General features: G+C 49.1%; 16 protein-coding genes and 1 tRNA gene. 7 read left to right on the top strand and 10 right to left on the bottom strand.

The annotated features are described in order from the left end of the window. From LCH85_25050 to LCH85_25040, 3 genes are all read left to right on the top strand, one after another. On the top strand, positions 1-2,291 hold a 2,291-nt coding region (locus tag LCH85_25050), incomplete at its 5' end, for a 3-hydroxyacyl-CoA dehydrogenase/enoyl-CoA hydratase family protein (protein MCA0355273.1). Positions 2,292-2,465: 174 nt separating this feature from the next. After that, positions 2,466-2,924 (top strand): four helix bundle protein, encoded by a 459-nt coding sequence (locus tag LCH85_25045; GenBank protein MCA0355272.1) that lies wholly within the window; start codon positions 2,466-2,468, stop codon positions 2,922-2,924. Further along, complete coding sequence (locus LCH85_25040) at positions 2,917-4,095, top strand: acetyl-CoA C-acyltransferase (protein MCA0355271.1); 1,179 nt, start codon at positions 2,917-2,919, stop codon at positions 4,093-4,095. Before LCH85_25045 ends, LCH85_25040 begins: the two co-directional genes overlap by 8 nt. A gap of 86 nt (positions 4,096-4,181) precedes the next feature. Here the strand turns inward: LCH85_25040 and LCH85_25035 are convergent, their stop codons facing one another. Continuing rightward, on the bottom strand, positions 4,182-5,150 hold the full coding sequence (locus LCH85_25035) for a C45 family peptidase (GenBank protein MCA0355270.1): 969 nt from the start codon (positions 5,148-5,150) through the stop codon (positions 4,182-4,184). 211 nt (positions 5,151-5,361) lie between these two features. Here LCH85_25035 and LCH85_25030 point away from each other — a divergent pair, with 211 nt between their 5' ends. Continuing rightward, positions 5,362-6,522 (top strand): acyl-CoA dehydrogenase family protein, encoded by a 1,161-nt coding sequence (locus LCH85_25030; protein ID MCA0355269.1) that lies wholly within the window; start codon positions 5,362-5,364, stop codon positions 6,520-6,522. A gap of 440 nt (positions 6,523-6,962) precedes the next feature. Here the strand turns inward: LCH85_25030 and cobS are convergent, their stop codons facing one another. Next, positions 6,963-7,715, bottom strand: coding sequence for an adenosylcobinamide-GDP ribazoletransferase (cobS, locus tag LCH85_25025; protein ID MCA0355268.1), 753 nt, complete (start codon positions 7,713-7,715; stop codon positions 6,963-6,965). Positions 7,716-7,783: 68 nt separating this feature from the next. Beyond that, a complete protein-coding gene (gene topA / locus LCH85_25020; GenBank protein ID MCA0355267.1) occupies positions 7,784-10,165 on the bottom strand; it encodes a type I DNA topoisomerase in 2,382 nt (793 codons plus the stop codon). Between the two features lie 399 nt (positions 10,166-10,564). Between topA and LCH85_25015 the strand changes: the two genes are divergently transcribed. Then, positions 10,565-10,640, top strand: a tRNA-Thr gene (locus tag LCH85_25015). Between the two features lie 48 nt (positions 10,641-10,688). Here LCH85_25015 and LCH85_25010 read toward each other — a convergent pair. Together LCH85_25010 and LCH85_25005 are read right to left on the bottom strand one after the other, a co-directional pair. Next, positions 10,689-11,048, bottom strand: coding sequence for a single-stranded DNA-binding protein (locus tag LCH85_25010; protein MCA0355266.1), 360 nt, complete (start codon positions 11,046-11,048; stop codon positions 10,689-10,691). Between the two features lie 124 nt (positions 11,049-11,172). Continuing rightward, positions 11,173-11,847 carry a hypothetical protein gene (locus LCH85_25005; protein ID MCA0355265.1) on the bottom strand — a complete coding sequence of 225 codons (675 nt, stop codon included), beginning with the start codon at positions 11,845-11,847 and terminating at the stop codon, positions 11,173-11,175. Between the two features lie 153 nt (positions 11,848-12,000). Between LCH85_25005 and LCH85_25000 the strand changes: the two genes are divergently transcribed. Both LCH85_25000 and LCH85_24995 read left to right on the top strand, forming a co-directional pair. Further along, positions 12,001-12,834, top strand: coding sequence for an alpha/beta hydrolase (locus LCH85_25000; protein ID MCA0355264.1), 834 nt, complete (start codon positions 12,001-12,003; stop codon positions 12,832-12,834). Between the two features lie 23 nt (positions 12,835-12,857). Then, entirely contained in the window at positions 12,858-14,606 is a 1,749-nt protein-coding gene (locus LCH85_24995; protein MCA0355263.1) for a hypothetical protein, read from the top strand. A gap of 41 nt (positions 14,607-14,647) precedes the next feature. Here LCH85_24995 and LCH85_24990 read toward each other — a convergent pair whose 3' ends face one another. The 5 genes from LCH85_24990 to LCH85_24970 form a co-directional block, all read right to left on the bottom strand. After that, entirely contained in the window at positions 14,648-15,025 is a 378-nt protein-coding gene (locus tag LCH85_24990) for a PH domain-containing protein (protein MCA0355262.1), read from the bottom strand. A 67-nt stretch (positions 15,026-15,092) separates the two neighbouring features. After that, positions 15,093-15,395: a hypothetical protein gene (locus tag LCH85_24985; protein MCA0355261.1), complete on the bottom strand. Its 303-nt coding sequence runs from the start codon at positions 15,393-15,395 to the stop codon at positions 15,093-15,095. Between the two features lie 29 nt (positions 15,396-15,424). Beyond that, the gene (locus tag LCH85_24980) at positions 15,425-15,844 is read right to left on the bottom strand and encodes a zinc ribbon domain-containing protein (protein ID MCA0355260.1); all 420 of its coding nucleotides are present in this window, start codon (positions 15,842-15,844) and stop codon (positions 15,425-15,427) included. A gap of 114 nt (positions 15,845-15,958) precedes the next feature. After that, positions 15,959-18,034 carry a serine carboxypeptidase gene (locus LCH85_24975; GenBank protein ID MCA0355259.1) on the bottom strand — a complete coding sequence of 692 codons (2,076 nt, stop codon included), beginning with the start codon at positions 18,032-18,034 and terminating at the stop codon, positions 15,959-15,961. A 421-nt stretch (positions 18,035-18,455) separates the two neighbouring features. Further along, positions 18,456-18,611: an LPXTG cell wall anchor domain-containing protein gene (locus LCH85_24970; protein ID MCA0355258.1), complete on the bottom strand. Its 156-nt coding sequence runs from the start codon at positions 18,609-18,611 to the stop codon at positions 18,456-18,458. Positions 18,612-18,666: the final 55 nt, after the last annotated feature.

The raw sequence follows: 18,666 nt of genomic DNA, 5'->3' as shown, positions 1-18,666 counted from the left end.
AAGTGTTATTGCTGGACATTGTTCCCAAGGATGCCGGCAGCGATAAAAAATCACGCAATAAGATCGTGGATGATGCTTTAGCATTTGCATTAAAGTCGAATCCTTCTCCGATCTACCGTAAATCTTTTGCTAAACGTATTGTTACCGGAAATTTTGATGACAATATGAAAGATATTGCCAATTGTGATTGGATCATTGAAGTGGTGATCGAACGATTGGATATTAAAAAGCAGGTGTTTGACAATGTAGAGAAGTACCGCAAACCTGGAACCTTGATCTCTTCCAATACTTCCGGTATTCCTATTCATTTAATGAACGAAGGAAGAAGTGAAGATTTTCAAAAGCATTTCTGCGGAACTCACTTTTTTAATCCTCCCCGCTATTTAAAATTGTTAGAGATCATTCCTACACCAAAAACATCTCCTGAAGTGATCGATTTCTTGATGAAATATGGGGAATTGTATTTAGGAAAAACAATGGTGTTGTGTAAAGATACACCTGCATTTATCGCAAACCGCATTGGTGTTTTCGGGATAATGAGTCTATTCCATATGGTAGAAAAAATGGGCTTGACGGTGGATGAAGTGGATAAATTAACAGGTCCTGTTTTGGGTCGCCCAAAATCGGCTACCTTCAGAACATGTGATGTGGTTGGTTTGGATACCTTAGTGCATGTAGCCAATGGATTGGCTGCAGGGGTGCCGAATGATGAAGCAAAAGAATATTTCAAATTACCTTCCTATGTTGCCAAAATGGTAGAGAATAAATGGTTGGGAAGTAAAACAGAGCAAGGTTTCTTTAAAAAAGTAAAAGGAGCGAATGGTAAATCGGAGATCCATTCACTCGACTTGAAAACATTAGAATATAAACCAAGTGTAAAAGCAAAGTTTGCGACACTTGAAAAAACAAAAACGATCGATAATTTACGTGAGCGCGTAAAAGTGTTGGCTGCCGGAACCGATAAGGCGGGTGAGTTTTATCGTGCTACTTTCTATGGATTGTTTGCATACGTAAGCAATCGTATTCCGGAGATCACAGATGAGCTTTTCAAAATTGATGATGCCATGAAAGCCGGATTTGGCTGGGATCTTGGTCCATTCGAATACTGGGATGCATTGGGTGTTGCCGAAACTGTTAAAGCAATGGAAGCTGCCGGAAACAAACCATCACAATGGATCTATGATATGCTTAGTAGCGGTGCAACAGCATTCTATAAATTAGAAAATGGCAGTCGCAAATATTATGATATTCCTTCTAAATCTTATAAAGTGATACCAGGAACTGAATCCTTTATTTTGTTAGACAACATCCGTCCAACAAAAACAGTATGGAAGAACAGCGGTGCAACACTTACCGATATTGGCGATGGAATTGTGAATTTAGAATGGAATACGAAGATGAATTCCATTGGTGCAGAAGTGATCGAAGGGATCAACAAATCGATCGAGATCGCAGAAAAAGATTTTAGAGGATTGGTGATCTCCAATGAGGGAGCCAACTTTAGCGCAGGAGCGAATGTAGGAATGATCTTTATGATGGCTGTTGAGCAAGAGTATGATGAATTGAATTTTGCGATCAAAACATTCCAAAATACGATGATGCGTGTTCGTTATTCATCAATACCAGTAGTGGTAGCGCCTCATAATTTAGCATTGGGTGGTGCATGTGAAATGAGTTTACACTCCGACAGAGTTGTTGCTCATGCAGAAACCTATATGGGCTTGGTTGAAGTTGGGGTTGGCTTAATTCCTGGGGCTGGCGGGGTCAAAGAATTTGTGCGCCGGATCATTACTCCAGCCATCAAACTGGCTCCCGAAAGCGATCCAACGCCATATTTGCAACGGGTATTCGAGCAAATTGGGATGGCCAAAGTTGGCACCAGCGCCTTTGAAGCTCGCGATCAAGGCTTTGTGACCGAAGCCGATCGGATTGTGATGAATGGCGATGAGTTGCTAGGTCGTGCCAAGCAGTTTGTGCTTGATCTGGCAGCGGCTGGCTTTACGCCGCCCGCCCGCGAAAAACTCTATGCCGCTGGCCGCGATGGCTTGGCTGCAATGCGGGTCGGCGTGTGGATGATGCAACAAGGCGGCTACATCTCCGAATACGATGCGTTTATCGGCAACAAACTGGCCTATGCAATTGCGGGCGGTGACCTCAGCAGCCCACAATGGGTCGATGAAGAGCATTTCTTGGCGATGGAACGCGAGGTATTCTTGGCACTTTGCCGCGAACCAAAGACCATGGAACGCATTATGTTTATGTTGCAAAACAACAAGCCATTGCGAAATTAGTAAAGTCTGGGGGTTAGTTGTTGGGGGTCGGGGATCGGTAGGTTAACGTTCTACCGAAGCCCAACCCAACCCTCGATGTAATTTGCGGTCAGGGATCGCTAAACCCTAAATATCGAAATTCGCGCTAGATTCATTGTACTTTCAAGCAACAATTGATTTGAATTGAGGTGCTAAATGGCAATCCGCAGTTTCAAGGATTTGGAAGTTTGGCAAAAAGCAATGGATCTAGCAGCAAATGTCTATGCCGTGACCCAAACCATGCCAACCGAAGAGCGATTTGGACTAACCAATCAAGTACGTCGAGCAGTGACATCAATTCCGGCCAATATTGCTGAAGGCCATGGTCGGCTGTATCAAGCCGAATACATTCGCTTTTTATCAATTGCGCGTGGCTCGCTGATGGAAGTTGAAACTCACATTCTGCTTGCAGAACGGTTGGGATTTCTTCAACCAGGCCAACTATTTGAAATCAAAGGATTAATCGGGCAAGTTGGGCGTTTAATCAATGGTTTGTTACGCTCGCTTCGAGCAAATCAAGCCACTGGTCGGGTCAGTGAAACTGGTATTGATTACCAAACCGATCCCCAGCCCCCAAACCCCGATCCCCATAAAGGAGTATTCAACGATGAATGAAGCTGTGATTGTAGCTGGTGCGCGAACCGCCGTCGGCAAATCCAAGCGCGGGATGTTTCGCAATAGTCGGCCTGATGATTTGGCAGCAGCAGCGATTAAAGCTGTGGTTGAACAAGCGCCAGGCCTCGACCCACGCGAAATCGAAGATTTGATTTTGGGTTGTGCCATGCCTGAGGGCGAGCAAGGCCTGAATATGGCTCGCATCGCATCGCTTCGCGCTGGCTTACCAATCGATGTGCCAGCTCAAACCGTCAATCGTTTTTGCGCATCAGGCTTACAAACAATTGCCTTGGGTGCTGAACGAATTATGGCTGGCGGCGCTGATGTGATCATCGCTGGTGGCGCTGAATCGATGAGCATGGTCCCAATGTCGGGCAACAAATTTGCACCCAACCCATGGATGGCCGAGCACTACCCCGAAATTTACATCAACATGGGCTTGACCGCCGAAAATGTTGCCCGCAAATTCAACATTAGCCGCGAAGATGCCGATGCCTTCTCGTATCGCTCGCATATGAAGGCGATCGAAGCAATTCAAGCAGGCCGCTTTGCTGACGAAATTGTGCCTGTCGATGTTGAGTTTGCTGAGGCCGAAGCTGGCGGCGCAATCAAACGCAGCACGGCAACCGTCAAGGTCGATGAAGGTCCACGCCGCGACACGACCTTAGAGGGCTTGGCCAAATTGCGCCCGGTGTTCCATGCCAAAGGCACAGTCACCGCTGGCAATTCATCGCAAACCAGCGATGGCGCTGCCGCCGTGCTCTTGATGAACCGCCAAAAAGCCGATGAACTTGGGCTAAAACCATTGGCTCGCTTTATTGGTTTTGCAGTTGGTGGCGTTGGGCCTGAAGTCATGGGCATTGGCCCCGTCGTGGCGATTCCCAAAGTTTTGAAGAAAACTGGCTTGAATCTCAGCGACATCGATTTGATCGAATTGAACGAGGCTTTTGGTGCTCAAGCCTTGGCGGTTATTCGCGAGCTTGGCATCGACGAAAGCAAAACCAACGTCAATGGTGGCGCAATCGCCTTGGGTCACCCACTCGGCTGTACTGGCGCGAAACTGACCGTCCAAATCATCAACGAACTCCGTCGCCGCAATGGCCGCTACGGCATGGTGACGATGTGTATTGGCGGTGGTATGGGCGCTGCGGGCATTTTCGAGTTGTTGTAAAGCTGAAACCACGAAGGACACGAAGCGCACTAAGAACCATTAACCAAGTCTTCGTGAAACTTCGTGTTCTTCGTGGTTAAACAAAGCTAAAATTCCAATTCACGATAGCCAACTTGGCAGGGTGCGCCAAAACTATAGGCCACCCGTTGCTGGGTCAATTCGTACAAACCCGACCAAAGCGTGCTTGAAAATTCTTTATGACAACAAACTGGCACCTGATGATCGCTCATGGCTTGGGCGGTTTGTAACCAAGGGTCGCCCTGTTCATGGCTGATAGCAGTACATAAAAAGGCTTCGCGAGCTTTGGAATCGTCACGTTGGCGGCGGCCTTGCAAACGTACTAAATCAGGGTGATCAAAGTGGTTGGTAGTTGCGAGCAGTCCATCCGCTTCTAAAACGCCGATCGGCTGGCCAGGATAGCACTCTAAACGAGCGAAATGACCATGACGATCAGCAACAGTGTAATTAAAGGATGAAAGCTGGGGCAATTGGCGAAACAAGCTAATCACTTCGGCGGTGTTGGTACATAAATCCAAAGCCAAGCGCGGCAGCAGATGAAACGGCACACCTGGTTGCAAGTGCTCCTGCCGATCAGCCATCACTTTATGCAGCCCAACAAACAAGCCATGTTGATTGATGCCATCGTAGCGCCCGCCAACCAAGCCACCATTCATGCCAATGTGCTGATAGCCATAACTGCTACTGGTGGAGAGCAAATCGCGGGTTGGCATGTTGATGTAAAAATCGTAGTTACGCCCAACGAATATTTGGCCGCTGGAATGTTGCCAAGCCACGGCGGAACAGGCTTGGGGCAAGGCCGCCGCCCGCAGAAACAAACTACGTTCAGCAGGGGCATCGAAGGCATCAGCGAAGGCCGCCAATTCATCCCACAAGGCTGAATGGGTATGCCGAATAATCGCCGCACATTCGGCCAAAAAAGCCAAATCGTGCTCCCACGCGCTTGAGCGAAACGGCGAGGCAACGCGTTGCAGCACACTCGCCAAATAGCGCCCAATCTCGCTTGGCGAGCCAATTAATTGCAGAAAACGATACATAGTAAGTATGAAGGATGAAGGATGAAGGATGAATCGAAACTAGACACATCAATATTTTAGCATGAAACAGATACATTATGAGCCTCTTGACATTTTATATCAAGCAAAATATGTGTGTAGGCTATCATTCATCCCTCATAATTCACCCTTCATCCTTCTTTTTCATCCTTCATCCCTCATAATTCATCCTTTACATTAGGAGGTTTCCCCGATGGAACTCAACGAAGAGCTACGCATGTTGCGTGAAACCGTGCGCGATTTTGCGGTCAAGGAAATTAAGCCGATTGCCCGCGAAGTCGATGAAGCAGAACGTGTGCCATTCGAGACAATTCGCAAGGCTGGTAATTTGGGCTTGCTCGGCATTCCCTTCCCCGAGGAGTACGGCGGCGCTGATGCAGGGATCGTCGGCTATTGTATTTTGCAAGAGGAAATCAACCGTTATTGTGCCTCAACTGGCACAATTATCGGTGCACACGCCCAGCTTTGTGGCATGTCGATTTTTCTATCGGGCAACGATGAGCAAAAATCACGCTATCTCAGCAAACTCAATGAAGGCAAATTATTAGGCGCTTGGGCACTCACCGAGCCAAATGCCGGCTCCGATGCGGCCAGCATTACCACCACCGCCACCCAAGATGGCGACGATTGGATCATCAACGGCGGCAAGATGTGGATCACCAATGGCTCGTTTGCCGATGTGATTGTGGTGTTTGCTTCGACCAATCGCGAGCGCGGCGCACGCGGCGGCATCAGCGCATTTATCGTCGAAAAAGATTTCGCGGGCTTCAAAGTTGGCAAAGTCGAGGAAAAAATGGGCTTGCGAGCCTCGCATACTGCCTCGATCTTCTTTGAAAATTGCCGTGTACCCGCCAAAAATGTACTTGGCGAAATTGGGGCTGGCTTTGGCGTTGCCATGAAAACCCTGGATATTGGGCGCTGTGGTTTGGGGGCAAGTGCGCTTGGCTCAGCCAAAGAAGCCTACGATTTGGCCTTGCACTACAGCGTTGAACGCCAACAATTTGGCCGCCCAATCGCCGATTTCCAAGCAATTCAGATCAAATTGGCCGAAATGCGCACTAAAATCTATGCCATGGAGCAAATGGTTTATCACTGCGCGGCCTTAGTTGATGCCAAAAAGCCAGCCACGCTTGAATCATCGATGGTCAAGTTGTTTTGCACCGAAGCTGCTTCGCAAATTATCGACGAAGCGATTCAAATTTATGGTGGAATGGGCTTTAGTCGCGAAGTTCCGCTCGAACGGATGTATCGCGATGCTCGGGTCACGCGGATTTTTGAAGGCACCAACGAAATTCAGAAATATGTGATTGCTGGCGAAGAACTCAAAAAACTGGGTCATAAAATCAAAATGTAGTGACCTTGCTTGACGAGAGTTTCGGCATAATGGCATTGTGAGCACTGCTCATGATGCCATTATTCATTTAAACAAGCACGGGCGATTGTGCGTCAAAATTGGAAGAGGCATTAGTGCCAGAAAATTATACTGCGGAGACCATTATTGTTCACGATGATGTGGGAGCGGTCGTCAAGTTAGGCTAAAAAGTTCAGCTTGAAGGCAAAATGGTAATCGGTGAATCGTGCTTGATCACTATTGAAATCATCACTCGCTTACCATAATCGTCGAACCACAGTCCAAATTAACCTAGTTTTTGCAATCGTAGCTTGAAAAGTTACGATCTTTTGAGTTTGCTGCAACATTTGCTAACAACTGCCGTACACATATCCGAGCAGAAGCGAGTTCAGCGATGAATTCTCGTACTTACCCGCGCCAAGCTTTGATGGCGCGGTGGTATTTTAAAGCACTTGATGATTAACTAAAGCTGCCACCACTGCCAACACCAGCATTTCGGCAATTTCACAAAGCGCCCCATAGGTATCACCAGTTAAGCCACCCAACGAGCGCACCATCCAACGGGCAATGATGATGATAGCCACAATCACGACGGCAAAAATTAGCCCAGCCCACCACCAGAGCAACCCCGTCGCAACCAAACCAGCACAGCTCGTCGCCCACCAAAAATCGCTGCGTCGCGTATGGTCGTGAAATGTGCGCCCAAGCCCCCCTTCAGCCGCAGGCGGAAACCAAAAAATCCCGATAATATCGACCCAACGGCCAAGCGTTGGCGCAACAATCAATGCTCGCCAAGCAAGATCGCCGCAACCAAGCACAAACAGCCATTTCAGCAGCAAAATACTAATTAATGCGATTGCGCCCATCGTGCCAATTCGGCTATCTTTCATAATTTCGAGCTTACGCTCACGCGAACGCCAGCTAAACAGCGCATCGGCACTATCAGCAATGCCATCCAAATGCAAGCCGCTGGTTATCGCCCCCCAGGTGAGAATTGCACATAAACTGCCAGTAGTTGCGCCCCACAGCCAAGTTGCCCCAAACCATGTCGCCACAACCAAACCGCCAATCAGCGTGCCAGCCAGTGGAAAAGCCACCATCGAACGGACTAAGGCTTGTTCGCTGAGCGCAGGTTTGCCTGGAATTGGCAAGATTGTGAGAAAACGCAACGCCTCAGCTAGATGCTTGATCACCATCAGCTCCTTTTAAACAGCAACGCAAGGTTTTATCGAGATACGATAAAACCTTGCGTCAAGCAAAAAACTTAGGCTACTTCTTCGGAAACCGCCACAGGTAAGGCATTGCTGGCATACGTACAATCGGGGTAGCGCGTGCAAGAGAAGAAGGTACGGCCACCACGCGCACGTTTGGCGACGACTTTACCCTCGCCACATTGTGGGCAGGTTGGGGCATCGTTGGGCGTTAATCGTACAATCGAGCGGCATTCAGGGTAGCCGGTGCACGATAAGAATGGCCCAAATTTGCCCTCTTTTTGCACCATTGGGCGGTTACATTTGGGACATTTCTCTTCGGTTGGTTTGGGCGGCGGAATCACCACAAAATCTTTGCCTTGTGCCCGTACCTTGCGAATACCTTTACAAGTTGGGTAGTTGTTACAAGCGAGAAACGGCCCAAAACGACCTTTTTTGAGGCTCATTGGGTTGTCGCATTCTGGGCAATTAGTGTTGCCAAAAATTTCAGGCTGCGAAGCGATATGAATCCCGCCATCGCCATCGCGCTCTAAATCACCTGTCCAGCTACATTCAGGATAGCGCGAACAAGCCAAAAATTCGCCATTGCGGCCCCATTTGATCACCAGATGAGTGCCACATTGGGGGCATGGCAATTCAGTTTTAATTTCTTCGCGTTTGACGTTGCGCATTTCGGTTTCGGCAGCATGCAAGCGCACAGCAAACGGATCGTAAAATTCGCGCAGCACTGGCACCCAACGCCGTTGGCCTTCAGCAATATCATCAAGCCGCTGTTCCATATCCGAAGTAAAGTTGTAATCGACAATATCTTTGAAGTGCTCAACCAGCAAGTCAGTTACAACCCGGCCTAAGGTGGTGGGCATCAATTTCTTTTCGACCAACTCAACATATTCACGGGCAACGATAGTTGAGATCGTCGGCGCATAGGTTGATGGGCGGCCAATCCCTTCACTTTCCATCTGCTTAACCAAGGTTGCTTCGGTATAGCGTGGTGGTGGCGTAGTGAAATGTTGCTCGCCGAATAGATCATGCAAATCGAGGGCTTGACCTTCATTCAGCGGCGGCAACAAGGCCTCTTTGTCTTCGTCTTCGTCACCTTCGTCGAGGCTGACGTTGTAGACTGCCAAAAAGCCATTGAATTTGAGCACTGAGCCAGTTGCGCGAAAGGTAAATGGCGCTCCAGCAGCAGTTTTGATTCCGGCTCCAGCCCCAATATCGACGCTAGTGCTATCGAAAATTGCCGCCGCCATCTGCGAAGCCATAAAGCGCTTCCAGATCAAGTCGTAAAGCCGAAACTCATCACGGCCAAGCGCTGCTTTTAATTGATCAGGGCGGCGCACCACGCTGGTTGGGCGGATCGCTTCGTGAGCTTCCTGAGCACCTTTAGCCTTGGTTTTGTAGATATTGGGTTTGGCGGGAGCGTACTCTTTACCATACAACTCAGTGATCAGCGTGCGAGCCTCGGTTTGGGCATCAACTGAAACGTTGGTTGAATCGGTACGCATATAAGTAATCAAACCAACTGTGCCATCTTTGCCGCCAATATCGACCCCTTCATACAGTTTTTGCGCCACTTGCATGGTGCGTTTAGAGCTAAACCCAAGCTTGCGGCTGGCTTCTTGTTGCAGGGTACTGGTAATAAATGGTGGTGCTGGCGAGCGGCGTTTATCCTTGCGGGTAACCGTACCAACAAGATAATTTGCCCCTTCTAAAGCGGCTAAAACTGCATCAGCAGTATCTTTGCTGGGAATAGCAAATTTATCGAGCTTTTTGCCATTGCGAGCGTGCAAAATTGCCCGAAAAATATCATGCTTGCCAAGTTTCTTCAGCCCAGTTGGGGATAAATCGACCTCAATTGTCCAATATTCTTTGGGCACAAAGATTTCGATTTCGCGCTCACGCTCAACCACCATACGCACGGCAACCGATTGCACCCGCCCAGCCGAAAGCCCGCGTCGCACCTTGGCCCACAAAATTGGTGAAATTTTATAGCCGACCAAGCGATCAAGCACCCGTCGCGCTTGTTGGGCATCGACCAAGTTGGCATCAATTTCGCGTGGGTTACGAATGGCGTGCTGAATCGCATCCTTGGTAATTTCATTAAAGGTAATACGGTAGACCGGCTTACGTTTGCCAATATTGGCTGCTTGTAAAATATGCCAAGCAATCGCCTCGCCTTCGCGGTCGTGGTCGGTTGCGAGGTAGATGGCATCAGCAGTCTTGATTTCACGCTTCAATTCGGCAATGAGCTTATCTTTGCCCTCGCTAATTTCATAGACAGGGGTAAAATCATTGTCAATATCAATGCCAATTTTACTCTTGGGCAAATCACGGACATGGCCCATACTCGCCATAACGCGATAGCCAGCACCCAGATATTTTTGAATAGTTTTTGCTTTGGCTGGCGACTCAACAATCACCAATTTATGATCCATAGGGTTTTCCTTAAAAGTTCACACTATGCCACCAACCGACGCATTCAAAACGCGGCGAATCAGTTCAAAGTTGACGTGTACTGGGGCAGCGTCGCTTTAGGTGGCCTCGTTGAGGCACGATCTGGAATTCGTGCGGCGTGAAGTACAGTGCCACAACTATCCACTTCTGTCAACAGGGAGGCAGCAAAAACTATCAAATCCAAAGCACATCAAGCACCATTAAATAAGCCTATTTAACCATAAAACAGCGAAAATCTTAAAAGTGCGAATCGAGGTATAGTCAATAATTCTTAATTTCATCGACCCTATACAAACAACCAATCATCCAAACCCAACAACCGCTCCCCGAATATCCATCTTGACCAAACCTCGATTCATGCGTATAATGACTCGCGTTAAGCCGCATTAGCTCAGTTGGTAGAGCAACCGCCTTGTAAGTGGTAGGTCGTCGGTTCAAGTCCGACATGCGGCTCCAAACATCAAAGCCCTCAGCAGTTTTGCTGAGGGCTTTGGCTTGCCTTGGCTATTCGTCGTTGCCATAGGCATCGAGAAACAGCACTTCATCGGCCCGAACGACGGTTTTGGAACGACGCTGACCATTTTCTTTGTCTTCCCACGAGCGGGTATGCAAGCTACCAACCACCCGCACCCGGCTGCCTTTGTGCAAACGATCTTGGCAAATATCGCCTAAACCATTCCAAGCTTCGATGGTTGTCCATTCAGTGTCGAAGGTTTGTTCGCCTTGTTCATCTTTGCTGCCAAAGCGTTTGGTTGCTACGCTGAAATCACAGACCCCAACTCCCGATGGTAAAAAACGTTGGGTTGGTTCGCCACCCAGCCAGCCGATCAATTCAACGCGATTTACGGTTCCTTTAACGTTCATTGGTGTTCCTCCGGTTTAATGTACTTACTCAGTTGCCCATATCTAGATGCTACGTTTGCGAATTTTTCGGCTAGCCATTAGTCATTGTTTCACTATCCATTTAAGCTAGCCACGGATAGGACTTTTAGCGGCGCATGCTGCGTTGTTGCAGTTCTTGCAACAACGCTCCTGCCTCGTTGACTGACAGATCATCAAGCTGTTGTGCGCCAAAGCGTTGGCGAATTTCAGCGCTTAGATCAACGCCTTGTTGGCCTGCGACCCGTTGCAATGCTGCCAATTGGCGCGTGCTGGCTGGTGGCTCGCTAGCAGTCGAATCGAGCATGTTGCTCGTGGTGCTGCTACTGGCACTAGCGCTGGCCGAGGCACTCGCTTGGCTGGCTGCGGGCTTTTGATCTAATTGCTGCTTCAAGCCATCGATAATTTCCGAAGCTTGGCCCTTGGTCAGGGTTTCGTAGGTTGCGTTGTGTTCTTGCAAGGTTGCTTGCATCTGACCATCGTTAATCGCCAAGGTATTGATCAAATACTCAAGGTAGGAGCGTTGTTTGTCGCTCGCAGGCGAATCGGGGTCGGCGATGCGTGGCGTGGTTGTCGCAGGGTGAGCATCGCGCAAAGCGCTAATTTGCGCCTCAACTGCCGCTTGCTGCGCCCGAAAAATACGCCAGCCAGTTTCAACCGCTTGACTGATTGCTGCATCATCAGCCGTTGGAGGGAGTGCAATTGTTTCTTCAATCGTTATATAATCATCTCCAGAGCGAATTGCAGCGCGGTAGGTGCGGGTAACTAAAGCTTCCTGTTCCATCGTTTGTACTCCAGTTCATCGTTTAATACTCATCCCAGCGTTTTCTATCACGACCCGCTTGGTTTTGAGCTGAGTATAGTTGACGGTTGTGTCAAATAACGTCACAAATCGATCTTGCTGGCCGCGAAACATCATTAAACTATGGAGGATGCTATGTCGAGCTTTCTTGCCGATGATCAAAACCCGATTTTTTATAGTGACACTGGCGGCCAAAAACCCGCAATCATTTTTATCCATGGTTGGACGAGCGCTGGCTCGCACTGGGTTGGCATTACCACCGCCCTGCGCCGTTGGTATCGTTGTATCGCAATCGACTTGCGCGGCCACGGACGCACGCCAGGCCAAGGTGAACTGACGATCAGCCGTTTAGCCAAAGATTTGCATCAATTGATCGAACACCTCAAACTTGATAAACCAACGATCGTCGGCTGGTCAATGGGCGGCCTAACAACCTTTGAATATGCACGGCAATTTGGAGTCGCTAATCTCAAAAGCATTGTGCTGGTCGATCAAACTCCATGTATGCAAACCAGCACAGAATGGACCATGGGTTTGTTCGGAGCCTACACACCCGACCATATCACTAGTATGCGCCAACTGTTTGAGAGCCAACAGCGACGAGTCTTGCGCCGTTTTGCAATGGGTGTTGTGCACCCTAATCGCACCCTGTTGCGCTTTGCCACTTGGTTGACCTCGCCCTATCGCCGCAACTACGATCGTAAGGCGCTCTTGCCGTTGGCCGAAGATATGGCCGACCGCGATTATCGTGATTTGTTGGCAAGTATGGATGTGCCAATTTTGTTGTGTTATGGCTCGCAAAGCTGGCTTTACCCAGGCAAAGTTGGTGAATATTTACATGAGCACTTGCCACAATCAACCTTGATTCACTTTGAACGCAGCGGCCATTGCCCACCATTCGAGGAGCCAGTTAAATTCGTTCGGACACTCTATCAATTTATGCACCAACAACTGCCAACCAGTGCTTAGCAGTTGTAATGAGAGGAGACAAAATGCTGTTTCAACGTTGGTCACGTTATTTTAGCGTGGCAATTTGCTTAATCCTAATCGCTGCCTGTGCCGATCAAAATGCGACAGCGATTCCTGCAACTGCAACAATTAACAAAGCTGGCGAGCAAGCTCGCTCTGATAAAGATGGCGTGAATCAAAATCCAACGAAAACGCCGCGACCCGCTGCCACTGCAACCCCAAGCATCACTGGGCCACATTTCGAGCAAGTTGGCAGCTTGCGACTTAAGCCACCAACTAGCGGTCGCCATGCTGATCTCACGTTGTATAACGATTTGGTGTTGCTTGGTTCGCAGCCTGGCTCATGCCCCGCCGAAAATCAAATTACATTAATTGATGTGAGCGATCCGGCTAATCCAGAGTTGGCAGGCTATTCACCAAGCGTCAAAAATGCCTCGCTCGAAGATATGGATGTGGTGCGGATTGGCGAGCAGGATATTGCGGTCTTGGGGATTCAGCCCTGCCGCGAGGCAACTAAGCCAGGCATTCAAATTTTGGATATCACCGATCCAACTACGCCGCTCGAATTGGCTCGTTTTGAAACCAATCTTGGCGTACATGAACTCGATGTAACAATTACGGCGAGTGGTCAAGCCTTGGCTTTACTTGCTGCGCCCACCAATAACGCTTTTGGCACAACGCCCAAGCCCGAAGATCGTGGCGAATTGTGGATTGTCGATATTAGCGACCCTAGCCAACCAACCATGCTCAGCCGTTGGGGTATTGATCAAAAGCCCGATTGGCAAGTGCTTGATTATGCTGATCGAACGCGTGGTAATTTCCCAGGGATCTTTTTGCATAGCGTGCGGGCCAGCAGCAACAGCCAACGCGCCTATCTCTCGTACTGGGATGGCGGCGTGATTATCTTAGATATTCAAGATCCCAAGCAACCAATCTACCTTGGTCAAACGCCCTATCCAGCGCTGGCCGAGGGCGACGCGCACTCAGTCGTCGATTGGAATGATGGGCAAATGTTGGCCTTGAACAACGAAGATTTTAGCACCGATCAGGCGAAAATTAGCCATCCAGCCTTGGCTGAGCCAGATTATGCCCACGAATTGCCATTTGGTGGCAAACTTGATACACCGCTGAGCGCCAAGGTTCTAGCGCTTGGCCAAGCGTGCGATCCTCAGGCTGAGTATCCTGATTTTCAAGGATTGTTTGTGTTGGCCGAGATGGCAGGCTGTTCGATTGAGCAAAAGCTGCAAATTGCCCAAAACGGCGAGGCCGCAGCGTTGCTGATTTATGCCAATGCGCCATTTGAGGAGCTGCAATTTGGCGATGATGTTGATTTGATCGATGATTTTGATCTGCCGATGTTTACCATTAGCAGCACAACCGCCGCTGCCTTGCTCAGCCAACCTGAGGCTGAAGCGACCATCGAAAGCTATTTTGATGGTGGCGGCGCAATTCAATTCTTTGATCTGAGCAATCCCAGCCAGCCAGTTGAAGTTGGGCGCTACAATACACCAAATTCAATTAATGAGACCTTGCAATCCAACCCAACTGTGCATAATTCCGAGGTGCAAGGCCAATATTTGTATGCTTCGTGGTATCAAGATGGCCTGCGCATGCTCGATATCAGCGATCCAAGTCACCCTCAATCAGTGGCAAGCTGGCCGCTGAACAATTCGCCAAAAGTGGCCTTGTGGGGCGTACAAGTGCGCGATCAATTTGTCTATGTCAGCGATTTCAGTTATGGCTTGTATGTTTTGGAGTTTAAGACCGAGTAACTAAAATATGCTCGCATGGAAAAACCATGCGAGCATATTGATTAACGAGCAACGAACGCAGCTAGAACCGCTTGCAATTGATAAATATTGATCCGACTGTTGAATTGTTTTTGAATTGGCACAGGATTGCCTGAAATCCAAATTTTCAACTCAGCATCGAGATCAAAATGGCCAGCGGTTTCAATGCTAAAGTGGGTAATACTGCGATAAGGAATCGAATGATATTCGACTTTGCTGCCAGTAATGCCCTGTTTATCAACCAAAATCAAGCGTTTATCGGTAAAAATAAAGAAATCGCGAATCAGTTGGTAGGCGCGTTGAACTTGCTCGCCCCATGCCAACAGTTGGGCAAAATCACGCTGGGCTGCTTGCGGATCAACTTCCGAAGCATTGCCCATTAATCCATCAAATAACCCCATAGTTGTTCCTCCTAATTGTGGTTCGCTATGGGGTTATACGCCGCTAGTAGGCGATTGTTGCGCTAGATTAGCGGCCAAGCTCTGGGTCGAATAACTCGCAGCGACCACAATTGGGGCAACAATACAGTTCAAGTCGTTCGCGTTTGATAACTGCACCGACTGCGCCAACCAAAGCTCCTGCCAAACTCAAACCTTCGTGAAAATATTTCACGCCCCGAAATTCAAGCGCCGTATCACAACGAATACACTCGATTTGGCGTTCACCAATGGGGCTAACCAAGGCCAACGAACCATCACGCAGCCAGCCGCAGGTTGAGCATTCAACCCAATCATCATCAACATCAGCACCACAATATGTACAAGCTTGCATCATCAACTCCCTTCAACTCAGAATCTCGACTAACTACCAATGTGGGGTAGAGCCAATTCGGCATAGCCACAATAGCCACAGCCATGCAATTCCAAAATTTGAAAATCCTGGCGAAACGAGCCAAAACGGCCTTGCAAAATATCCAGTGAAGTTGAGCTTTCACGAAATTGCTTGAAGCCCAAAAATGTCATCTGCGCTTGGCAACGGAGGCAGACCAGTTGGCGCACTGTGGGTGGCGGTGGTGCTGGCTGAGGAACGCCCAATGAGCCATCGCGCAACCAGCCACAACTTGGGCACTCTTCCCAATCATCGGCCACATCATCACCACAATACGGGCATTTGAGTGGCTCAAGTGGCAAGGCCAACGAGCCATCACGCAACCAACCACAGGTTTTACATTCTTCCCAATCGTCGGGCACATCGCCGCCACAATAGCTACAGGCTAGCATAAATAATCTCTCACTAGGAATTAGTTTCAAGCAAAAACAATACGCTGAGAGGAATGAGGCGTTGCAGGGGCAAAAGCAACGGCGCAAGCACGAAGCTCACGCCGTTGGATTGATTTAGTTGGAGCCACCAACTTCCAGCGGCATTTCGCTGGCGAGGGTTTCGGTTTCGGTGGTCACTGGTAAACCCAGTTCGTGCCGACGCTGATCGGCTAGGCGGCGCTTTTCGGCGACCATTTCGGGGGTTACATATTGATCAAAGGTGCGCAAGCCCGCCAATTTCAGGCCATGCTTTTTGAACAAGCGATACATCTCCTTGACCCGATCCATTTCGATGTTGCGGCCAAGCGTGTAATCTTCAAATTTGCCATCAAGCGCCAACAAAGCCGTCTCCGAGAGACATGCATAGGCCGTGCCTGGCGGCAAACCAATATCAAAGCCAAAATCCACCTCGCCGGGCAAGGTGATTTCGCCCGATTCAATCACCAACACATCAGGGCGTTTGGCGGCTTCATCTTCTTTGATATCTGGTGGCCGTGCAACATCACACACCACCGCACCTGGCTTCAAGCGCTCAATATCCACAATTTTGGTGTTGAGGGCGGTGGTCGTGGTAACAATTAAGTCGGCGCTGCCAACATAATCATCAGCTTTGGTGGCAATTGTTACTTTGGCGTTGGGTGTTTCAGCCTCGATTTGCTTTTTCAAGGCGATCAAGCGCTCAGGCCGTGGCGCAATTAAGACCACATCGCCAATCGCTTGGGCCAGCAGGCGTGAACAAACTGCGCCAATCGAGCCAGTTGCCCCAATCACCACGGCTGTGCCTTGATCAACCCGCCCGCCCATGAGAATGACCGCTTGTTTGGCGGCTTCAAGGGTTGCGGCCACAGTCAACGAATTGCCTGAGGTGATGCCAATATCGGATTTTTGGGCAACTGTAATGCCAGCATCGCCCACCACCGAAGTAAATGCCCCCAAGCCCATCAGCTTCGCGCCCATGCGCTCGGCCATGCGAGCAGCTTTGATCAAACGGCGATAGGTAAAGGCAGTTGGGCGGCGCATCAATTCGCGGGGCGTAGCACCCAACGTCAGCAAAATACCTTCGATTTCCTTGCCTGTACCAGTCGATTTAATGCCCTTCATCCGCGAGAGATACAATGGTGGCAAGTGAGCCATAGCACGTTCGACCCAACGTTGGGGCACAAATTTAAAAACTTTGAAGCGCGGATCTTTATAAATAAATTTGGTTGAGAGCGGGTGAATCACAAAAGCAAATTTTTCTAACTCTTCGTCGTTGGTCAAACGCTGAATGTGTGGCTCCCAATTGGCATCAGCCGTAATTTGCAAGACCGTGGCTTCATCGAGGGTGCGCTTGCCTGTAACAGCCAAAATCATGGCTTCGAGCACATCTGCCGAAACAAATGGGTGCTCCTCGCTAATTTTGGGCGTGAGCGTAATTAAGGTATGTGCTCCACGCTGGCGCAAATCTTCAATTTCCGCAGGCGATGGATCGTCGGTCAAAATCGTGCGGCCACGCAGATCTTGCGGAGCGTAGCGCCGAATAAAGGCAAAATCGCCCGCTAGCACATCAGCCCAAGCGCAATCTTTTTCGAGGCGGCTATCGTGGGTCGCGCCCTTGCCAATCGGGTGAATCCGCCGATAGGGCTTTTTGGCCAAATCGGGCATGGCAAATTTGGCGTAGCGCTCCAGTTGGCTCAGCGAACTCAGCGTAAAGGGCAAACCATAATGCACCTTGGGGTCAGCAAAACGCAAATCAACGTTATAACCGCTCAACGATTCGGCCAAGGAATAGCGCTCGATCCCCGAAAAAACCAAAACCCGCCGATAGTTGAAGCGGCCTGGTTCACGCGAAACCGCTTGCGCGACTGTCCAACGTTCGAGGGTTGACTTGAGCAACACCCCATCAGCGGTTGGGGTAACTCGTGCTTGATTGACGATCGTATAGGCTTGATTATGTTGATAGCTGGCTTTGCCAACCCGAAAGTTTGCAATTACGCCACCAAGCGCAATTGCATCAACCTTGCCATCGTGCTCACGAATCAACTGCTTGACCCGTTCGACATCGCCATCGGCTCCAATGCGGCGCACCCGTAGCTCTTCGCCCAACAGCGTTGTTGTAAAGCTAAAGTCACGCCGCGAACGTCCGAGCGTGATACAGACTACTTCTTTCATACCTGAATCCTCATTGCAAGCCCAGCGAACCGGAGGTTGATTAATCGCGCTTGAATTTATGTAGTAAAAAGAGTGAAGTGCGGCAATGTGTAGCGCTGATTATAGCCGATGATCGTATGCGAAGGCAATGGATACGAGGGATCAGGAGAACATAGCGCAAAGAAGATGGAACAGAGGGATTCGGGGAAGGAGATTTTAACCACGAAGGACACGAAGAGCACGAAAGTTGAGGAGCCAGGGATCAGGGGCTAGGGGCCAGTTGTTTGATCCACGCAGGACACGAAGGTTAAAATTTTTGTCACAGATTGGATTATTCGCTAGCCCCAGCTACTTCCTGTTTCGCCACTGAATTTCCTGACCCCTGATCCCCGATCACTGGCCCCTACCCCTGATTTTGACTTTTGATTTCTGCCCTTTGCCTTTAACTGCGGCGTACAACCAAACCTAAGGCGAGTAAGGCCATGGCGACAGCCGCCCAAACCCAAGCATAACTTGGTTGGTTACCACTGGTATCAGGCAAGGTAAGTAATAAAATTGTATATTGGTTTTTAATTCTTTTCTGATAGAATAAAATCAACTTTTTATCTTTAATTCCATGAATAAGTATTATGTATACTCAATGATTGATAATT

The organism is Chloroflexota bacterium, assembly GCA_020161265.1.
Taxonomy (GTDB): domain Bacteria; phylum Chloroflexota; class Chloroflexia; order Chloroflexales; family Herpetosiphonaceae; genus Herpetosiphon.
Note: the sequence above shows the minus strand (reverse complement) of the source record. Positions and strands in the feature narration are given on the sequence as shown.

Excerpts from the sequence above, each read along its gene's own strand:
- topA (MCA0355267.1), bottom strand. The coding sequence starts at position 10,165 with ATGGATCATAAATTGGTGATTGTTGAGTCGCCAGCCAAAGCAAAAACT.
- LCH85_24985 (MCA0355261.1), bottom strand. The coding sequence starts at position 15,395 with ATGCAAGCTTGTACATATTGTGGTGCTGATGTTGATGATGATTGGGTT.
- LCH85_25035 (MCA0355270.1), bottom strand. The coding sequence starts at position 5,150 with ATGTATCGTTTTCTGCAATTAATTGGCTCGCCAAGCGAGATTGGGCGC.
- LCH85_25000 (MCA0355264.1), top strand. The coding sequence starts at position 12,001 with ATGTCGAGCTTTCTTGCCGATGATCAAAACCCGATTTTTTATAGTGAC.
- LCH85_24990 (MCA0355262.1), bottom strand. The coding sequence starts at position 15,025 with ATGGGGTTATTTGATGGATTAATGGGCAATGCTTCGGAAGTTGATCCG.
- LCH85_25010 (MCA0355266.1), bottom strand. The coding sequence starts at position 11,048 with ATGAACGTTAAAGGAACCGTAAATCGCGTTGAATTGATCGGCTGGCTG.
- LCH85_24995 (MCA0355263.1), top strand. The coding sequence starts at position 12,858 with ATGCTGTTTCAACGTTGGTCACGTTATTTTAGCGTGGCAATTTGCTTA.
- LCH85_25005 (MCA0355265.1), bottom strand. The coding sequence starts at position 11,847 with ATGGAACAGGAAGCTTTAGTTACCCGCACCTACCGCGCTGCAATTCGC.
- LCH85_25030 (MCA0355269.1), top strand. The coding sequence starts at position 5,362 with ATGGAACTCAACGAAGAGCTACGCATGTTGCGTGAAACCGTGCGCGAT.
- LCH85_24975 (MCA0355259.1), bottom strand. The coding sequence starts at position 18,034 with ATGAAAGAAGTAGTCTGTATCACGCTCGGACGTTCGCGGCGTGACTTT.
- LCH85_24980 (MCA0355260.1), bottom strand. The coding sequence starts at position 15,844 with ATGCTAGCCTGTAGCTATTGTGGCGGCGATGTGCCCGACGATTGGGAA.
- LCH85_25045 (MCA0355272.1), top strand. The coding sequence starts at position 2,466 with ATGGCAATCCGCAGTTTCAAGGATTTGGAAGTTTGGCAAAAAGCAATG.
- cobS (MCA0355268.1), bottom strand. The coding sequence starts at position 7,715 with ATGGTGATCAAGCATCTAGCTGAGGCGTTGCGTTTTCTCACAATCTTG.
- LCH85_25040 (MCA0355271.1), top strand. The coding sequence starts at position 2,917 with ATGAATGAAGCTGTGATTGTAGCTGGTGCGCGAACCGCCGTCGGCAAA.